The sequence below is a fragment of the Bordetella trematum genome, assembly GCF_900078335.1.
In the GTDB taxonomy this organism is placed as follows: domain Bacteria; phylum Pseudomonadota; class Gammaproteobacteria; order Burkholderiales; family Burkholderiaceae_B; genus Bordetella; species Bordetella trematum.
Genome location: NZ_FKBR01000046.1, coordinates 202629 through 220783 on the forward strand (window position 1 = coordinate 202629; position 18155 = coordinate 220783).

At 68.3% G+C, this 18155-nt stretch carries 19 protein-coding genes; 11 read left to right on the forward strand and 8 right to left on the reverse strand.

Annotated features, from left to right (window positions below; all coding sequences use genetic code 11):
• The first annotated feature begins 16 nt into the window (after window positions 1-16).
• Complete coding sequence (locus A7V84_RS17990) at window positions 17-1282, forward strand: phenylacetate--CoA ligase family protein (RefSeq protein ID WP_025514059.1); 1266 nt, start codon at window positions 17-19, stop codon at window positions 1280-1282.
• Between the two features lie 19 nt (window positions 1283-1301).
• Here A7V84_RS17990 and A7V84_RS17995 read toward each other — a convergent pair whose 3' ends face one another.
• From A7V84_RS17995 to A7V84_RS18005, 3 genes are read right to left on the reverse strand one after another with little or no spacing between them, the layout of a single operon-like run.
• Window positions 1302-1721 (reverse strand): DUF6691 family protein, encoded by a 420-nt coding sequence (locus tag A7V84_RS17995; protein WP_025514061.1) that lies wholly within the window; start codon window positions 1719-1721, stop codon window positions 1302-1304.
• Window position 1722: 1 nt separating this feature from the next.
• Complete coding sequence (locus tag A7V84_RS18000) at window positions 1723-2154, reverse strand: YeeE/YedE family protein (RefSeq protein ID WP_025514063.1); 432 nt, start codon at window positions 2152-2154, stop codon at window positions 1723-1725.
• Window positions 2151-2486 (reverse strand): ArsR/SmtB family transcription factor, encoded by a 336-nt coding sequence (locus A7V84_RS18005; protein WP_025514065.1) that lies wholly within the window; start codon window positions 2484-2486, stop codon window positions 2151-2153. Before A7V84_RS18005 ends, A7V84_RS18000 begins: the two co-directional genes overlap by 4 nt.
• Window positions 2487-2567: 81 nt before the next feature.
• On the opposite strand from A7V84_RS18005, the gene A7V84_RS18010 reads away from it, so the two are divergent.
• The 4 genes from A7V84_RS18010 (at window position 2568) to A7V84_RS18025 (ending at window position 5921) form a co-directional block, all read left to right on the forward strand.
• Complete coding sequence (locus tag A7V84_RS18010) at window positions 2568-3431, forward strand: MBL fold metallo-hydrolase (protein WP_025514067.1); 864 nt, start codon at window positions 2568-2570, stop codon at window positions 3429-3431.
• A gap of 74 nt (window positions 3432-3505) precedes the next feature.
• Entirely contained in the window at window positions 3506-4972 is a 1467-nt protein-coding gene (gene pap, locus A7V84_RS18015) for a polyphosphate:AMP phosphotransferase (protein ID WP_025514070.1), read from the forward strand.
• A gap of 29 nt (window positions 4973-5001) precedes the next feature.
• Window positions 5002-5454 (forward strand): GNAT family N-acetyltransferase, encoded by a 453-nt coding sequence (locus tag A7V84_RS18020; RefSeq protein ID WP_025514072.1) that lies wholly within the window; start codon window positions 5002-5004, stop codon window positions 5452-5454.
• The gene (locus tag A7V84_RS18025) at window positions 5451-5921 is read left to right on the forward strand and encodes an HIT family protein (protein WP_025514074.1); all 471 of its coding nucleotides are present in this window, start codon (window positions 5451-5453) and stop codon (window positions 5919-5921) included. Before A7V84_RS18020 ends, A7V84_RS18025 begins: the two co-directional genes overlap by 4 nt.
• A 9-nt stretch (window positions 5922-5930) precedes the next feature.
• Here A7V84_RS18025 and A7V84_RS18030 read toward each other — a convergent pair whose 3' ends face one another.
• Entirely contained in the window at window positions 5931-6344 is a 414-nt protein-coding gene (locus A7V84_RS18030) for a hypothetical protein (RefSeq protein ID WP_025514075.1), read from the reverse strand.
• Complete coding sequence (locus A7V84_RS18035) at window positions 6341-6772, reverse strand: transcriptional repressor (RefSeq protein ID WP_025514077.1); 432 nt, start codon at window positions 6770-6772, stop codon at window positions 6341-6343. The genes A7V84_RS18030 and A7V84_RS18035 overlap by 4 nt, the downstream gene beginning before the upstream one ends.
• Before the next feature lie 125 nt (window positions 6773-6897).
• On the opposite strand from A7V84_RS18035, the gene A7V84_RS18040 reads away from it, so the two are divergent.
• A complete protein-coding gene (locus tag A7V84_RS18040) occupies window positions 6898-7680 on the forward strand; it encodes an AraC family transcriptional regulator (RefSeq protein ID WP_147297410.1) in 783 nt (260 codons plus the stop codon).
• Here the strand turns inward: A7V84_RS18040 and A7V84_RS18045 are convergent.
• Entirely contained in the window at window positions 7657-9147 is a 1491-nt protein-coding gene (locus A7V84_RS18045; protein WP_033535142.1) for an MFS transporter, read from the reverse strand. The two genes, A7V84_RS18040 and A7V84_RS18045, sit on opposite strands and share 24 nt — an antisense overlap.
• A gap of 73 nt (window positions 9148-9220) precedes the next feature.
• On the opposite strand from A7V84_RS18045, the gene A7V84_RS18050 reads away from it, so the two are divergent.
• From A7V84_RS18050 to A7V84_RS18070, 5 genes are all read left to right on the forward strand, one after another.
• Window positions 9221-10093: a LysR family transcriptional regulator gene (locus A7V84_RS18050; protein WP_025514081.1), complete on the forward strand. Its 873-nt coding sequence runs from the start codon at window positions 9221-9223 to the stop codon at window positions 10091-10093.
• Window positions 10090-10848, forward strand: coding sequence for a 5'-methylthioadenosine/adenosylhomocysteine nucleosidase (locus tag A7V84_RS18055; RefSeq protein WP_063491726.1), 759 nt, complete (start codon window positions 10090-10092; stop codon window positions 10846-10848). Before A7V84_RS18050 ends, A7V84_RS18055 begins: the two co-directional genes overlap by 4 nt.
• A gap of 4 nt (window positions 10849-10852) precedes the next feature.
• Window positions 10853-11611: a uracil-DNA glycosylase gene (locus A7V84_RS18060; protein WP_025514085.1), complete on the forward strand. Its 759-nt coding sequence runs from the start codon at window positions 10853-10855 to the stop codon at window positions 11609-11611.
• Between the two features lie 264 nt (window positions 11612-11875).
• Complete coding sequence (locus A7V84_RS18065; protein ID WP_025514088.1) at window positions 11876-13651, forward strand: DEAD/DEAH box helicase; 1776 nt, start codon at window positions 11876-11878, stop codon at window positions 13649-13651.
• A 75-nt stretch (window positions 13652-13726) separates the two neighbouring features.
• Window positions 13727-14905 carry a class I SAM-dependent methyltransferase gene (locus tag A7V84_RS18070; RefSeq protein WP_063491725.1) on the forward strand — a complete coding sequence of 393 codons (1179 nt, stop codon included), beginning with the start codon at window positions 13727-13729 and terminating at the stop codon, window positions 14903-14905.
• Between the two features lie 27 nt (window positions 14906-14932).
• Here the strand turns inward: A7V84_RS18070 and A7V84_RS18075 are convergent, their stop codons facing one another.
• Both A7V84_RS18075 and A7V84_RS18080 read right to left on the reverse strand, forming a co-directional pair.
• Entirely contained in the window at window positions 14933-16021 is a 1089-nt protein-coding gene (locus A7V84_RS18075) for a tRNA CCA-pyrophosphorylase (protein ID WP_025514092.1), read from the reverse strand.
• The gene (locus A7V84_RS18080; protein ID WP_115638916.1) at window positions 16018-18135 is read right to left on the reverse strand and encodes a lytic transglycosylase domain-containing protein; all 2118 of its coding nucleotides are present in this window, start codon (window positions 18133-18135) and stop codon (window positions 16018-16020) included. The genes A7V84_RS18075 and A7V84_RS18080 overlap by 4 nt, the downstream gene beginning before the upstream one ends.
• Between the last annotated feature and the right edge of the window lie 20 nt (window positions 18136-18155).

Sequence of the window (18155 nt, forward strand, 5' to 3'; positions counted from 1 at the left end):
AAGAGGGTGCAGATCCATGTCCGAGTTTTTCGATACCCTGGAAACCCGAGACCCCGCGGCACGCGAGCAGGCCCTGATGGCCGCGCTGCCCGGAGCCATCGCCCATGCCCAGGCCCACGCCCCGGCCATCGCCGCCCAATTGCGCGGCGTGGATCCCGCCAGCGTCACCAGCCGGCAGGCATTGGCCGGCCTGCCGGTGCTACGCAAGCACGAACTGCTTGCGCTGCAGCAGCAAAGCCGCGCCAGCCAGGCGCCGGCCGGCGCCGCCAAGGCCTTCGGCGGCTTCTCGACGGTCGGCTGGGGCCAGGCCGCGCGCGTGTTCGCCTCGCCCGGCCCCATCTATGAACCCGAAACGCCGCGCAGCGACTACTGGCGTTTCGCGCGTGCGCTCTATGCCGCCGGTTTTCGCGCCGGCGAGCTGGCCTATAACTGCTTTTCCTATCACTTCACCCCGGCCGGCTCCATGATGGAAACCGCCGCGCACGCCGTGGGCTGCACCGTGTTCCCCGGCGGCACCGGCCAGACCGAACAGCAGGTGCGCGCCATCCAGGACCTGGCGCCGGCCGGCTATACCGGCACGCCCAGCTTCCTGAAGATCATCCTGGAGAAAGCCGATGAGATCGGCGTGGCGCTGCCCTCGCTCAAGCGCGCGCTGGTCTCGGGCGAAGCCTTTCCGCCGTCGCTGCGCGACTGGCTGGCCGCGCGCGGCATCGAAGGCTACCAGGCCTATGGCAGCGCCGACCTGGGCATGATCGCCTTCGAAACCCCGGCGCGCGAAGGCCTGGTGCTGGGTGAAGACCTGATCCTGGAAATCGTGCGGCCCGGCACCGGCGAGCCGGTGCCTGACGGCGAGGTCGGCGAGGTCGTCATCACCACCCTCAACCCCGACTATCCCCTGGTGCGTTTCGGCACCGGCGACCTGTCGGCCGTGCTGCCGGGCGCCTCGCCCTGCGGGCGCAGCAATACCCGCATCCGTGGCTGGCTGGGCCGCGCCGACCAGACCACCAAGGTGCGCGGCCTGTTCGTGCATCCGTCACAGGTGGCCGACATCCTGCGCCGCCACCCGGAACTGGGGCGCGCGCGGCTGGTGATCACCGGCACCACCGGAGCCGAAACCATGACGCTGCACGTCGAGGCCGGGCAACTGGACGACGCCCACGCCCGGCGGCTGGCCGACTCGGTGCGCGACGTCACCAAGCTGCGGGCCGACATCGCCCCTGCCCGGCCGGGCTCCCTGCCCAACGATGGCAAGGTCATCGAAGACCTGCGCCGCTACGACTGAGCCCCTGGCCGCGCCGCGCTCAGCGGCGCGGCCCGGACCAGAGCGAAAAGGCCCCCATGCCCACCAGCATGGCGATGGCGAAGGTCAGCGCCTCTTCATAGCCCTGCGCGGCCGTCACGATGGCCGGCCCCGGGCACAGGCCAACCAGCCCCCAGCCCAGGCCGAACACCACCGCCCCGGCCAACAGACGCCGATCGATGCGCCATGCCGTCGGCCACTGCAGGGGCGCGCCGGCGGTCAGCGTCACGCCTCGTTTCTTGAGACGCGCATAGGCGGGTGCGGTGACCGCGATGGCGCCCAGCATCACCAGCGCCAGCGACGGATCCCACTGCCCGCCGATATCCAGGAACGCCAGCACTTTGGCCGGATCGGCCATGCCGGAAACCATGAGGCCCAGGCCGAACAGCAGGCCGCTCAACAAGGCAAATAGCAGGTGCATTTCAGGCTCCGATGACGTGACGCATGACGGCGACGACCGCCATGGCGGTCGCCATGAACACGGCCACCGCCGCAAACGAACGCGGCGCCCCGCGCGATAGCCCGCATACGCCGTGGCCGCTGGTGCAGCCCGAACCCAGCCGCGAACCGAAGCCCACCAGCAGGCCGGCCAGGATCAGCACCGGCGTCGATACCGTGATCTCGGGCGCATGCGGCGTGGCAAACACCCGGTACAACCAGGGCGCCAGCACCAGCCCGGCGACGAACGCCACCCGCCAGGCGCCGCCCGGCGCCGGCGGCACCAGCGCACCCAGGATGCCGCTGATCCCCGCGATACGACCCAGCGTCGCCATCAGGAGCACGGCGGCCGCGCCGATCATCAGGCCCCCGATCAGGGATGAAAAAGGCGTGAAAGACGCCCAGGCTATCGTCATGACAGAAGCTCCCGGGTCTGGCCGCAGAACAGCCCCGACAAGGTTTTCATGATTTGCGTGATTTCGCGGCGGGCCATGCGGTAGTAAATATATTTGCCTTCGCGCCGGGTGGCTACCAGGCCTTCATCGCGCAGCACGCCGAGCTGTTGCGACAGCGAAGGCTGGCGAATACCGCTGCCGGCCTCGAGCTCGCCGACATTGCGCTCGCCTTCGAGCAACTGGCACAGCAGCAGCAGGCGATCCGGGTTGGCCAGGGCCTTGAGCAGCGCGCTGCATTCGTCGGCCGAGGCGCGCAAGGCCTGGATATCTGCCGCAGTCAGAGGAGCATCCATGGGAGGGACTTGAATGAGGAAGAAAACATTATATTTATTGATATACTATAAATCAATAAATTATTAACCCAGGAGCGCCCGATGACGACACCGCATATCCAGGCTTTTTTCGATGCCGTGACCGGCACGATCAGCTACGTGGTCTATGACGCCCCGGACGGCCATTGCGCGGTGATCGACGCAGTGCTGGACTACGACCCCAAGTCCGGGCGGACCTCGACGGCCAACGCCGACCGCCTGGCCGTTTTCGTGCGCGAACAGCGGCTGCGCTGCGACTGGATCCTGGAGACCCACGCCCACGCCGACCACCTCTCTGCCGCCCCCTATCTGCAGAACCTGCTTGGCGGCGTCATCGCCATCGGCCAGGGCATCCGCGACGTACAGGCTACCTTCAAGCCCATCTTCAACCTGGAGCCGGGTTTTACGCCCGACGGCTCCCAGTTCGGCCATCTGTTTGCGCCCGACGAAACCTTCGCCATCGGCGCGCTCACCGCGCGCGCCCTGCATGTGCCGGGCCACACGCCGGCCGACATGGCCTACCAGATCGGTGACAGCGTGTTCGTCGGCGACACCCTGTTCATGCCCGATGTCGGCACGGCACGCTGCGACTTCCCCGGTGGCGACGCCACCCGGCTCTACCGCTCCATCCGCCACCTGCTGGCGCTGCCCCCGCAGACGCGGCTTTTCATGTGCCACGACTATCCCCCGCCCGGACGCGAACCGGCCTGGGAGTGCACCGTGGCCGAGCAGCGCGCCGGCAACATCCACGTGCGCGACGGCGTGGACGAGGCCGCCTTCGTCGCCATGCGCCAGGCGCGAGACGCCACCCTGGCGATGCCGACGCTGATCCTGCCGTCGATCCAGGTCAACATCCGCGCCGGCCAGCTGCCGGCGGCCGAAGACAACGGCACGCGCTACCTGAAGATTCCGCTGGACCGGCTATAAAGCTTCGGCGTGGCGCTTGCGCGGGCGGCGGTTATCACGCAACATCGGGCGCTGAATCGCCTACCGGAGCCTCCATGTTCAGCGAAGCCGAAACCGACCCCACCCTGTCGGCCGACGAATACAAACCCCGCGCGCTGCGATTACGCACTGCGCTGCTCAAGGCCCAGTACGCACGCCTGGAACGGGCCGATCGCAGCCTGCTCATCGTGGTCGCCGGCATCGATGGCGCCGGCAAGGGCCAGACCATCAACCTGCTGAACAACTGGATGGACCCGCGCCACATCCACACGCTGGCCTTCGGCGAACCGGATGCGCGCGAAAACCAGTTCCCGCCGCTGTGGCGCTACTGGAACGCCATGCCTGCCAAGGGCGAGACCGGCGTGGTGTTCGGTTCCTGGTACTCGCGACTGCTGCGCGAGTGCTACCGCAAGAAGTTCAACCCCGAGCGCGCCGAGGCGCTGGCCGCGCAGATCCGCCGCTTCGAAACCATGCTGACCGCCGAAGGCGTGCAGATCGTGAAGCTCTGGTTCCATCTGTCGCCCCAGGCTCAGGCCGCGCGCATAGAGCGCCTGAACGCCAGCCCGGAAACCTCCTGGCAGGTCTCGCCCGACGACTACAAGGTGCAGAAGAAGTTCGACCGCATCCGTGATGCGGCGCAACTCGCGCTGGCGCAGACCGATATCGACCACGCCCCTTGGGTGGTGATCCCCAGCGCCGACGACAATCTGCGCACCATCCGCTGCGCCGAGACCATTCTGGCCACCATGAAGCGCCGCGCTATCCCGGTGGTGGCGCGCGTCAGCCAGCAACTGCCGCGCCTGGGGCCCATCCCGGATCGGCTGGGCGAGCTGGATTACGACGCTCACGAAGCCAAGCACGACTACGACAGCGAACTGGGCCTGCTGCAGGGCCGCCTTGCGCGCGCCGTGCGCAGCCCTGCCTTTGCGCAACGCTCGCTGGTCCTGGCCTTCGAGGGCCAGGACGCCGCCGGCAAGGGCGGCGCCATCCAGCGCGTGGTCGAGTCCCTGGACGCCCGCCAGTACGACATCACGCCCATCGCCGCGCCGGCCGCCTATGAACAGGCGCGCCCGTATCTGTGGCGCTTCTGGCGCCACGTGCCGGCCCACAACCGCGTCGCCCTTTTCGATCGCAGCTGGTACGGCCGGGTGCTGGTCGAACGGGTCGAAGGCCTCACCCCGCCCGGGTTGTGGCGACGCGCCTATGGCGAGATCAACGACTTCGAACACCAGCTCACAGAAAGCGGCGCCATCGTGCTCAAGTTCTGGATGGCGATCACCCAGGACGTCCAGCTCGAACGCTTCAAAGAGCGCGAGGCCACACCCTTCAAGCGCTACAAGATCACGGCCGAGGATTGGCGCAATCGCGACAAATGGGATGAGTACGCCCTGGCGGCCAACGAAATGATGGCGCGCACCGATCTGCCGCACGCCCCCTGGCATCTCATCCCGGCCAACGACAAGCGCCATGCCCGCCTGCAGGTGCTGCGCGCCATCGTGAGCGCGCTCGAGTCCCGCCTCTAGTCTTGCCCGCCATCCACCAGGAGCCTCCCATGAGCACGATTACCATCCGTCCCGCCACCGCCGCCGACTTCGACGCCTGGCTGCCGCTTTGGCAGGGCTACCAGGATTTCTATCAGGTCGACATCGCCGATGACGTCACGCGCCAGACGTGGCAGCGCCTGCTCGACCCGGCCGAGCCCATGCACCTTGCGCTGGCCATCGACGCCAAAGGACGCGCCATCGGCATGGTGCACTGGATCTATCACCGCTCGACCTGGACCCAGGGGCCCTATGTCTATCTGCAGGATCTCTACGTGACGTCCGATGCGCGTGGCACCGGCGCCGGCCGCGCCCTGATCGAGCATGTCTACGCGGATGCCCGCGCCCATGACGCGGCGCGCGTGTACTGGCTCACCCACGAAAGCAACCAGACCGCCATCCAGCTCTATGACCGCATCGCCGACCGCTCCGGGTTCATCCAGTACCGCAAGGTGATGGCATGACCACACGCGACCCGGACTGTCCGCTTTGCCAGAGCGAGGGCGGCACGCTGCTCTGGCAAGGGCCGCAGCTGCGGGTGATCGAAGTGGACGATCCGGATTACCCGGGCTTTACGCGCGTGGTCTGGAACGCCCATCTGCCCGAGATGACCAGCCTGTCGCACCATGGCCGCGATCTGCTGATGCGCGCGGTCTACGCCGTGGAGCAGGCTCAGCGCGACACGCTGCATCCGGACAAGGTCAACCTGGCCTCGCTGGGCAACATGGTGCCGCACCTGCACTGGCACATCATCCCGCGCTGGCGCGAGGATCGCCACTTTCCCAACGCGGTCTGGGCGGCGCCCAGCTTCGGCGCCGGGGCCGAGCCGCCGGCTTTCCTGGCGCGCCGCGAAGCGCTCGCGCAGCGCCTGCCGCGCTACCGCAACCGCCTGGTCGAAACCATGGACAACTGGCTGCTGGGCGCCGGCTGAACACCGGCCTCAGCGCGTGGTTCCCAGCGCCACGCCGCGCAACAGGCGCAAGGCGGCCTCGCGCGCGCCGGGCTCATCCGGGGCGACCACGAACGGCACCTCGAAGGCCCGGCTCATTTTCTCGGCCTGCTGGCTGACGCGAATCAAGGCCTGAGGATCCGGCTGCACCGCCACGAAACCGCGGCACTTCTGGCGCAGACGCGGCATGTTGTCGGTCTGCCACCGCACCATCTGCTTGCGATCCTCGTGATCGATCTCGGCATCGAGATTCATCACCACCAGCACATAAGGCACCTCGCTGGCGGTCAGCATTTCCATCTCGCGGATCCATTGCTCGGCGCAACCCTGGGGCGCCTGGGCATGGCGCGCGAAAACCAGCGGGAACTGGCTCAGATCATGGTATTGAAAGTGCACGGGATTCATTCAAAAACTCCTTTGATCGCGTTGCGGCACTGCGCGCAACGCCCATACAGGGACAAGCTATAGCTGTCCAACACAAAACCATGGCGCGCGGCGCGGCGGCGCGCCTGTTCGGCGATGGCGGGGTCGCTGCTTTCGGCAACTGCCCCGCAGGCCGTGCAGACCAGATGGTCGTGCTGGCCTTTGGCGGCCAGTTCGAAAACGCTGGTCTGGGCATCGAACTGATGCCGTGCAAGCAATCCCGCGTGGGATAGCTGGCCCAATACCCGATACACCGTGGCCAGGCCGATATCCACCCTGCTCTGCATGAGCAGGCGGTAGACGTCGGCTGCGCTCAGATGACGCTCGGGGTAAAGCTCGAAGAGCTCTAAGATCTTCAAACGCGGGTAGGTCGCCTTCATGCCGGCTCCGCGCAAGGATGTCTGGTCCATCGAGGCTCTCCTGAAATGCGAACTCAATGAGAATGATGTACATTTTCATCACCGAGCGCTAACGAAAAGCCGTCATCAATTTGCTCAAAGCTGCCAATCCTCCCCCCGCACCGGATCCGCACTGGTTGCTGGACCCCCACATCCTGGCGCGCGAGCGCGAGCCGCGCGGCATCGCCGTGCCCCCGCACTCGCATATCGATGGCATGTTGTTGCTGGTCCAGGAAGGCCTGCTGTCGTTGCAGTGCGGCCAGGGTTTCGCGTCACTGACGCCGGGTCGACTGGCCTGGATTCCACCCGGCATGCCGCTGCAGGCGCGCTGGTTCGGCCGCGCGCGCGGCACCTGCCTGTTCGTGCGGGCGCAGGCCTGCCAGGCGCTGCCCGCCACCACGCACGGCTGGCGCACGACTCCGCTCACCGAAGCACTGTTCCTGCGGCTGGCCAACGGCCTGCCGGCCAGCATGGATGATCTGCATGCGCGCCGCCTGTTCGAGCTGCTGGTGGCCGAACTGGCGCTGGACACGACCTGCGGCCTGTCACTGCCGCTGCCGCAGGACGAGCGCCTGCTGCAACTGGCCACCACTTTGCTGGAAACGCCCGATGACGCACGCGGCATCGAAGCCTGGGCCCAGGCGCTGGCCATGTCGCCACGTACCCTGATGCGCCGCTTCCGGGCCGAGACCGGCGTCACCCTGGGGCAATGGCGCACCCAGGCGCGCATGCTGTGCGCGCTGGAGTTGCTTGCGCAGGGCGAGGCCGTCACGCAGGTGGCGCTGGCAGTGGGCTATGAAAGCACCAGCGCCTTCATCGGCAGTTTCCGTGAACAGTTCGGCGTGACGCCCAGCCGGTACATGGCCGGCCCCCCGCCGACGACGCTGCTGACGCCCTCAGGATCGATTGCAAGCCACTAGCAGGGCGGCGCCCAGCAGCAGCGCGGTCACCCCGGCCATCACGGCGAAGAATCCGGCATCGAAAGCGCCCTTGGCCATTCCGGCCAGCTGTGCGCCCGCCTCCAGCGGCAGGGTCTGCGCCATCGCCAGCGCTTCATCCAGGCTGTCGCGCACCCGCGCGCTCATGTCCTGCGGCAGGCCACGGGCATAGACGGCCGACAGCAACGACCCCATGAGGGTGACGCCCACCGCGCCGCCCAGTTCATAGGAAACCTCTTCGATCGAGGCGGCCATGCCGGCACGATCGGGCGGCGCGCTCTGCATGATGGTGCTGGAAGCCGCCGTCATGGCCGCGCCCAGGCCCAGCCCGAGCAATGCCAGCACCAGCATCTGCAATGTCTGGTCGCCGTCATAACCCAGCCAGTAGCCGCCTGCGCCCAGCCCGGACAGCAAAAGCGATACCGCCAGCAACCGCCGCTCGCCCACGCGCGGCAGCAGCCAGCCGGCCAGCGGCCCGGCCACGAAGGCGGCAACCGGAATCGGCAGGATGAACAGCGCCGCCTCCAGCGGCGAGTAGTCCTGCACCAGCTGCAGACGTTGGGTGAGCACCAGTTCCATGCCCAGCAATGCCGCGGTGGTGAGCACGGCCGCAGCCACCGCCGAGCAGAACAGGCGGTTGCGAAACAGGCTGAAGTCGATCAGGGGGTAGGCCATGCCGCGCTGGCGGCGCACGAAGATCCACAGGAAAACCACCCCCGCCAGCCCGGTTGCCAGCGCCACGTCCAGCGCCGGCGCGGGCCTGCCCAGCTCTTTCAGGGCATAGGCCGAGCACACCAGACCCACCATCACCTGCAGCGACCCGAGCACATCCCAGGGGTGGGCCGCCTGCGGGACGCTGCGCGCAATGCAGCGCCAGGCCAGCGGCAGGGCCAGCAGCACGATGGGCACATTTACCAGGAACACCGACCCCCACCAGAAATGCTCCAGCAGCATGCCGCCCACCACCGGCCCGACGGCCGCCCCTCCCGAAGCCACGGAGGCCCACACCCCGATGGCCACGGCGCGCTCGCGCGCGTCGGTAAACGTCAGGCGGATGATCGACAGGGTGGCCGGCATCATCATGGCCGCGCCCACGGCCAGCAGCACGCGCGCGGCGATCAGCACCGCAGCGCTGGGCGCATAGGCAGCCGCCGCCGAAGCCAGGCCGAAGATCGCCAGCCCGCCCATGAACATGCGCTTGTGGCCCAGGCGGTCGCCCAGGGTGCCCATGCCGGGCAACAACCCGGCCACCACCAGGCCGTAGATATTGACGATCCACAACTTGGCCGAGGCCGAGACCCCCAGCTCATGGGTCAGGCGCGGCAGGGCGGTGTACAGCACGGTCATGTCGACCACGATGAGCAACAGCGCGCTGGAAACGATGAACAGCACCAGCCAGCGCTGCGGCGTCACGGCGGCGGGCGAAGAAGAAGTCGGCACGGAAAGCATAGTGGCGCGATTCTCCATCTATTCAGGCGCCGGTACCAGTTAAAATCCATCAATAAAATAGATGGATAAAGCCATGCAATGGACGCTGGAACAGATGCGCCACTTCGTGGCCGCGGCCGAGGCCGGTTCTTTCTCGGCCGCCGCCCGCCACCTGGGCCGCGCGCAATCGGCGATCAGCACCTCCATCGGCCTGCTCGAAGCCGACCTGGGCATAGAACTGTTCGACCGCCGTCCCCGCAGTCCGGCGCTGACCGAAGCCGGGCAGGTCCTGCTGCTGGAGGCGCGCGAACTGCTGCGCCAGGCCGCCGGCCTGCATCAGCGCGCGCTGGCCCTGTCGGCCGGCGCCCAGGCCAGACTGGCCCTGGCCATCGACGAAGCCCTGCCCGACGCCGTGCTGGACACCCTGCTCAACGAGCTGTCGCAACGCCACCCCAGCCTGGAATTGACGCTGCTCTCGGGCACGGCCAGCGAAGTGGCCGACTACGTGCTCCAGGGACGCGCCAGCCTGGCCATGCATTTCGACCGGGGCGAACCGGCGCCGACTTTTGCCTACCGCCACCTGGGCAGCGTGGAGCAGGCCATCTATGTCGGCCGACGCCATCCGCTGGCACACCAGCCCGGGCTGCGCGTGCAGGACCTGGCGCGCCACCGACAGCTGGTGATGCACATGGATGACCGCAGCGACATGATTTTGAGCCCCAACACCTGGCGCGCCGACAGCTTCTACAACATCGCCGCCATGGTGGCGGATAACCTCGGCTGGGCCATCCTGCCCCTGAACATCGCCGAATACCGGGGTTACCGGGGCGATCTGCGCCAGATCCGCTGCGCCGAGCTGGTGCTGCCGCCGGTCGGCTTGCGCGCGCTCTGGCGCCAGGGCAGTATTGCCGGCCCTGCGGCCCTGTGGGTGCAGGAACGCATGCAGGAACTGCTGCACCGCCCTTGAAGGAGAACACCATCGCCCCCCTTGGCATCCTGGCCGCGCTGGCCGACGAAATCCGGGACCTGATCGCCGCCCTCGAACCGGGCGCGCAAGTCCACCGCATCGGTCTGCGCGATTTTCATCAGGGCATCCTGCACGGCCAGCCTTGCGTGATCGCCCTGACGCGCGTGGGGAAAGCGGCCGCCGCTGCAACCACCGCCACGCTGCTGCAGCGTTTTGGCGTAGGCCGCGTGATCTTCACCGGCGTGGCCGGCGGACTGCATCGCGATGTCCGCGTGGGCGACATCGTGATCGGCAGCCAGGCCCTGCAGCACGACATGGACGCGCGCCCCCTGTTCGCCCGCCACGAGCTGCCGCTGCTGGGGGTGGACCGGCTGCCGGCCGACCCTGCCCTGAGCGAACAGTTGCAGGCCAGCGCCCGGCGCTTCCTGGCCGGCCGCGCCAGCCGTGTGCATCGCGGCCTCATCCTGACCGGCGACCGTTTCGTGGGCGATGCCGGCACCGGCCATGAGTTGCGTGAACGGCTGCCGGATGCACTGTGCGTCGAGATGGAGGGCGCGGCCGTGGCCCAGGTGTGCCATGAATTCGGCGTCCCCTGGGCCGTGCTGCGCACCATTTCCGATCATGCCGATGCGCAGGCCGAACAGGACTTCCTGCGCTTTCTGCGCGAGGTGGCGAGCGTCTATTCGCATGGCATCCTGCAGGACTTTCTGCGTCGCCAGGTCGCGGCAGGCGACCCCTACCCTATGCAACAATGACGCCATGACGCCCGACAACCGCCTGCTCCCCGACACACTGGCCGCCCAGAGCGCCGCCCTGCCCCCGGCCTGGGCCCCTGCCCTGCGCGAGCCGGCCGTCAGCGAGGCGCTGCAACGCGTCATCGCCCATGTCGAGGCCCGCCTGGCCGCCGGCGCCGTGGTTTATCCGGCCACGCCCTTTCGTGCGCTCGACAGCCTGTCGCCGGCACAGGTCCGCGTGGTCATCCTGGGCCAGGATCCCTACCACGGCCCAGGCCAGGCGCAGGGCCTGGCTTTCTCGGTGCCCGATGGCTGCAAGTGCCCGCCCAGCCTGCGCAACATGTTCAAGGAAATCGGCCGCGACCATCCCCTGACCGGGCAGCCCGGACACGACCTGAGCTCCTGGGTCGAGCAGGGCGTGCTGCTGCTCAATACCTCGCTCACGGTCGAAGACGGCCAGGCCGGCTCGCATGCCAAGCGCGGCTGGGAAACCGTCACCGATGCGCTCTTTCGCTGCGTGGCGGCAGATCCCGCACCCAAGGCCTTTCTTCTCTGGGGCGCCCACGCGCAGGCCAAGGCGGCCCTGCTGGCAGCCGATCATCCGCATCTGGTGCTCTGCGCCAACCATCCCTCGCCCCTGTCGGCCAGCCGCCCGCCCGTGCCTTTCCTGGGCTGCGGCCACTTCACGCAGGTCAACGCCTGGCTGCAATCCCGAGGTCAAACCCCTATTGACTGGACCAGCAGCTTTAAAAAAATCCCCCAACAGGGAGAATTTGCGTTATGATCGCTGCGCTGCACAAAAAAGATTCGGCATTCATTCCTCGCCACTGAAGGCGATTTCGCAGTCTCAGCCCGCATACACAGGGCCCATGCCGAACCTCATCGCTTCCTGACCTCTTTCCTTTCGCCCCGCAGGCCATTCTGTTGCCTGCACCACGCGCACGGTTGATTCGGTCGGCACGATGCTTCCATCAACCGTTGCCTGGAACCGGCCTTTTATCCGCCCGTCTCCTCGCACCTGCGCCGCCGTGAGCGGCAAGGAAAAGTCATGTCTTTCGCAGACTTGGGCTTGGTGCCCAGTATTCTTTCGGCTGTTGAATCCGCGGGTTTCACCGAACCCACGCCCGTCCAGGCCGCCGCCATCCCGCGCGCACTGGCCGGCCAGGATCTGATGGTCTCCTCCCAGACCGGCAGCGGCAAGACCGCCGCCTTCATGCTGCCGGCCCTGAACCGCATCGCCGGCCAGTCGGCCAACCGCGGCGTCGGCGTGCAGGTGCTGGTGCTGACCCCCACGCGTGAACTTGCCATGCAGGTCAGCGATGCGACCACCGCCTACGGCGCCAACCTGCCGGGCCTGCGTACCGCCGTGGTCGTGGGCGGCGTGCCTTATGGCGCCCAGCTCAAGGCCCTGTCGCGCCGCGTGGACGTGCTGGTCGCCACGCCCGGACGACTGATCGACCACCTGAAGGCTGGCCGCGTCAAGCTGAACACCGTGCATACCCTGGTGCTCGACGAAGCCGACCGCATGCTCGACATGGGCTTCATCGAAGATATCGAAACCATCATCGAGCGCCTGCCCAACAGCCGCCAGACCCTGCTGTTCTCGGCCACCCTGGATGGCAGCGTCGCCCGTCTGGCCGAAAAGATGATGCGTGAACCCGAGCGCATCGAGATCGCCGGCCACCGCGACAAGCACACCAACATCACACAAACCCTGCTGTATGCCGACGACGCCTCGCACAAGATGCGTCTGCTGGACCACCTGCTGCGCGACACCCGCCTGGACCAGGCCATCGTTTTCACCGCCACCAAGCGCGGCGCCGACGATCTGGCCGACCGCCTGAGCGAGCAAGGCTTCTCCGCCGCTGCACTGCACGGCGACATGAACCAGCGCCAGCGCACCCGCACCCTGACCCAGCTGCAACGCGGCCAGGTCCGCGTGCTGGTGGCCACCGACGTGGCTGCGCGCGGCATTGACGTGCAAGGCATCAGCCACGCCGTGAACTTCGACCTGCCGCTGCAGGCCGAAGACTACGTGCACCGCATCGGCCGCACCGGCCGTGCCGGACGCGACGGCCTGGCCTACACGCTGGCCGTGCACGGCGAGCGTCACAAGGTGCGCCGTATCGAGCACTACATCGGCCAGACCATCAACCCGGAAATCATCGCCGGCCTGGAGCCGCAACGCCTGCCGCGCAGCAGCGGCCCGCGCACCGGCGGCCCCCGTCCGGGCGCTGGCGGCAAGCGCTTTGGCGATCGCCCGCAACGCAACTATGGCGACCGCCCCCAGCGCGACTTCAGCGATCGTCCGCAACGCGACTTCGCCGACCGCCCCCAACGCGACGCCGGCGACCGTCCCCAGCGCAGCTTCAGCGACCGCCCCCAGCGCGACTTCGGTGACCGCCCCCAGCGCAGCTTCGGCGACCGTCCCCAGCGCGACTTCGGCGACCGCCCCCAGCGCAGCTTCGGCGACCGCCCCCAGCGCGACTTCGGCGACCGCCCCCAGCGCAGCTTCGGCGACCGTCCCCAGCGTGACTTCGGCGACCGCCCCCAGCGCAGCTTCGGCGATCGTCCCCAGCGTGACTTCGGCGACCGCCCCCAGCGCAGCTTCGGCGACCGCCCCCAGCGCGACTTCGGCGACCGTCCCCAGCGCAGCTTCGGCGATCGTCCCCAGCGCGACGCCGGCGATCGTCCCCAGCGCAACTTCGGCGACCGCCCCCAGCGTGACTTCGGCGACCGTCCCCAGCGCAGCTTCGGCGATCGCCCGCAACGCAGCGGCGGCGGCAAGCCCTTTCACAAGCCGGCCGGCGCGCGGCGCGGCTAAACCGGCCAGTACCACCGGCGCCCTGTCGCCGGTGTAGTACACCAGGGCGGGCTCGGGTCATGGGAAAATACGCCCATGCAACCGACCCGCCCTTCTTCTTTGCCTGAACTGGATCCCGCGGCCCGCGCCCACAGCGCCGCCGTCACCGAGCACCTGCGTGCCCACATCGACGCCAGCAACGGCTGGCTGCCCTTCGAAGCATGGATGACCCAGGCGCTCTATGCGCCCGGGCTGGGCTACTACACCGCAGGCGCCGTCAAGCTGGCCAGCGACGTCGCCTCGGCCGCCCTGCCTGCCGGCGACTTCGTCACCGCCCCCGAACTCAGCCCCCTCTTCGCCCATACGCTCGCCCATCAGGTCGCCCAATGGCTGCGGGCCACCGGCACGACCGAGGTGCTTGAATTCGGCGCCGGCACCGGCGCGCTGGCCGAAGGCGTGCTCGCCGAGCTGGACCGCCTGGGCCTGCCCTGCTCCTACCGCATCGTCGAAATCTCGACCGATCTGCGCGCCCGCCAACAGGCGCGTCTGGCGCCCCTGGGCGATCGCGTCCAATGGCTCGACACCCTGCCCGAAGCGTTCGAGGGCGTGGTGCTGGCCAACGAGGTGCTCGACGCCATGCCGCTACGCTTGTTCCGCTATGACGAACAGGGACGGCTCCAGGAGCGCGGCGTAAGCTGGCAGAATGGCTTCATCTGGGTCGACCGCCCGGCTGAGCCGGCGCTGACCGAGGCGCTCGCCGCCCGCATGCCCGCGCTGCCGGGCTATGCCTCCGAAATCAATCTGCAAGCCGAAGCCTGGGTGCGCGAGATGGGCCGCTGGCTCAAGCGCGGTGCGGCCCTGCTGATCGACTACGGTTTCCCGCGGCACGAGTACTACCATCCGCAGCGCGCCGGCGGCACGCTCATGTGCCATCTTCGCCACCATGCCCATGCCGATCCTTTCGTCGCGCCCGGCATGCAGGACATCACCGGCCACGTGGACTTCACCGCCATCGCCGATGCGGCACTCGATGGCGGCCTGGAAGTCCTGGGCTACACCTCGCAGGCGCGCTTTCTCATGAACGCCGGCCTGCTGGACATGCTGGCGCGCCTGGATCCGGCCGACACGCGCCGCTATGCCCAGACGGTCGCGCCGGTGCAGAAACTATTGTCCGAAGCCGAAATGGGCGAGCTGTTCAAGGTCATGGCCCTGGGACGCGACGTGCCTTGCGATTCGATGGGTTTTGCTCGGGGCGACCGCCGCGCCACCCTGTAGCGTCACCCTTTGGCCGCACCCGGCGCGTCAGGCGCCCAACGCCGCCAGCCGCGCCTGGCGCAGGGCAACCTTGATACGTGCCGGCTCGCCGGCGCAGGTTCTGGCAATGGCGCCGGCGTCCACCCCGCGCACCGCCGCCAGCGCAGCCTGCCAACGCGGCGCGTCCACGCTGGTGACCACCCCCGCAGCCTGAGCCAGCGCCATGAAGCGCTCGGGCTTGCGCAGGCCATCGCAACGCTCGATCACGGCCAGCGCCGACTCGGCATCCTGCACCGGCTGGGCTTGCAGCCACAGCGGCAGCAGCCGGGCCTGATCGGCGCATTCGGCCGGCACGCGCAAGCGCGCCGCCAGGGCGTCGCGCCGCGGACTCAGGCGGCATAGCAAGGCATACCGTCCCGCCAGAGGCAGCCCCAGCCGCGCGGCATGATCCAGGTCGGTGCCGGCCTGCCCGGCCTGCTCCAGCTCGGGCATCACGCGCGACAAGGCGCCGACCGCCTCCCAGAGCTGCAACATGCGCGCGGGCTGGGCCTCCATGAGACCGCGCGACAACTCCTTCCAGACCCGCTCGGGCACCAGCGCATCGACCTCGCCATCGTCCACCATGCGGCGGCACAGCGCCAGGGTCTCGGCGGCCACGGCGAAGTCGGTGAAGCGGGCCGCGAAACGGCCCAGCCTGAGGATGCGCACCGGATCCTCGGCAAAGGCCTCGCCCACATGACGGAAGCAACGCGCGCGCAGATCGCCCTGCCCGTCCAGGGGATCGACCAGTTCGCCCTGCGGGCTGCGCGCCATGGCGTTGATGGTGAAATCGCGCCGGCGCAGATCCTGCTCCAGCGTGACATCGGTGCCGGTATAGAACGTGAACCCCTTGTAGCCGCGCCCCGATTTGCGCTCGGTACGCGCCAGCGCGTACTCCTCCTTGGTCTGCGGATGCAGGAACACCGGGAAATCGCCGCCCACCGGGATGAAGCCACGCCGCGTCATTTCCTGCGGCGTCGCCCCCACCACGACCCAGTCACGGTCGCCGGCTGGGCGCCCCAGCAACTCATCGCGCACGGCGCCGCCCACGATGTATACCTGCAGCCCTGCCACTGCGCGGTCAGCCGGCTCGCTCATGGCGCCGACGCCAGGGCGGCAGCCGTCGGCTGCACACTGCCCAGACGCTCCTTGAGCGATTGCGGCTGGCCGCTGAAGAGCGCCGCGTAATAAACCGCGTTGGACATCACGTTCTTGACGTAGAGGCGCGTTTCGGTGAACGGAATCGTTTCGGCAAACACCGCGCCTTCGACGGGATGCGCGAAAGCCGCGCGCCAGTTGCGCGGGCGGCCCGGGCCGGCGTTATAGCCCGCGCTGGCCAGCATCTGCGAGCCGTCCAGCCCCTGCAGCACGATGTTCAGGTACTGCGTGCCCAATTCGGTATTCACGTCGAAATCGTTCACGCTGCCCGGCTTGAAGTCGGTCATGCCGATCTTGCCGGCCACCCATTTGGCGGTGCCAGGCATCAATTGCATCAGCCCGGAAGCCCCTGCATGCGAGCGCGCATCCATGATGAAGCGCGACTCCTGGCGGATCAGCCCATACACCCATGCCGGATCGATATCGATGGCGCGCGCCTTGGCCGACACGCGACCCTCGAAGGGCGCAATGAAGCGTTGCGAGAAATCGTATTCCCGCTCGGTTCGCTCGGAGGTGTTGACCACCCGGTCGTAGATGCCTTCGGCGCGCGCCAGCTCAGCGGCGGCCAGCAACTGGCGGTCGGTCATGCCATGGAGCGCAAAATTCCACTCCGGCACGGCCTCGGCGCGCCAGCCCAGGCGAAACAGGTGCACGGCGCGCTGCAGGCCGGGATGATTGCGCGCCTCGCGCCACTCGGCCTCGGTGATGGGCGCCGCCTGCGGCGGCAGCACGATGCGCCGGCCCAGCTCCTCGGTGGCCAGCTGTCCGTAGAAATTGAACTGGTCGGCAATGCTGGCATAGCCGCGCTGCGCGGCCTCGTGCTGCCCCAGCGCCGCCTGCCCGCGCGCCTTCCAGTACACCCAGACCGCTTCGGACTGCTGCGCCGGCCCCATCGCGTCGATGGCGGCGATCACGCCCTTCCAGTCGATCCGTGGCTGGCGCAAGGCGGCCCGCACGCGCCAGGCATGGTTGTAGTCGGTCATGCGCTGGTCACCGGCGGCGCGATACCACTCATGCGCACGAGGATTCTGCGACAGCGCCGCTGTCAGCGCGTACTGTCCGCGCACCCAGGCCACGTGCGGCTTGGGCAGATGGCTGGCCCATTCGCGCTGCAGATAGGAGTCGGCCACATTGACATCATTGCGGGCCAGTCTGGCCAGGGCCAGCGTCACCAGCTCTTTCTCGTTGCGCCCCACCGGCGACTTGTCCTGGCGCACCAGCCACTTCATGGGGTCGCGCATCATCAGGTCATAGTTCTTGACGTCGGCCGGCTCGAACAGATACTGCACCAGCTTGCGCGCATCGGTCGTGCGATTGGCCTCGATGGCGTCGCGCAAGAACGGCAGCAGTTCGTTCCAACCCAGCACGTGATCGGCCACCAGCTGGTCGAACAGCGCCCAGCAGGCTGCCCCGGGCGCAAATACCGCCAGCGCCTCGCCAGCCTGGGCGCGCCGCCCGCTCATGTGACGCCCGTTGAGCTGGGCGCACTGCACCTGGGCGCTGGGCGATTTCACGTTGCCAAGCCGGCGCACGGTGTCGAAATCGCCGCTGCGCGCCGCAGCCAGCATCCAATCGGTGCGCAAACGGTTTTCGAGATAGCTGCCGGCATTGGCCGACAGAAAGCGTTGCAAGGCCTTGTCGGGGCGCTGCGTCTTGGGTTGCGTCAGCTGATAGCGCAACAGCCAGTACTCGGGGTAGGCGCCCAGCACGTCGCCTTGCGCCTGGGGCGCAAGCAGGCCCAGCGCCGACCACTGCTTGCGGTTCATGGCCTCGCGGGCCTCGACCACCGCCACCCGCGCCGCGCTGGGAGCCGCAGCCGGCAACGCCTCGCGCGCCACCGGGTCGGCGCGATGCACCGGCGAGAGCGAAGCCGTGGCGGCCGGCGCGGCCACGGCGGCGCGCTGCTGCGCATCGACCGGCGCACAGGCCGCCACCAGCAAGGCCAGCAAAGGCGACAGGCCGCGCCACGGCACCCTGCTGCCCCCTGCCCCGGCCAAGCCGCCGGAATTCTGATACCGTTGGGATTGACGCCCCGCAAAAGTCGTCGGCTTCATCGTCCGCCCCTTCATTCCTT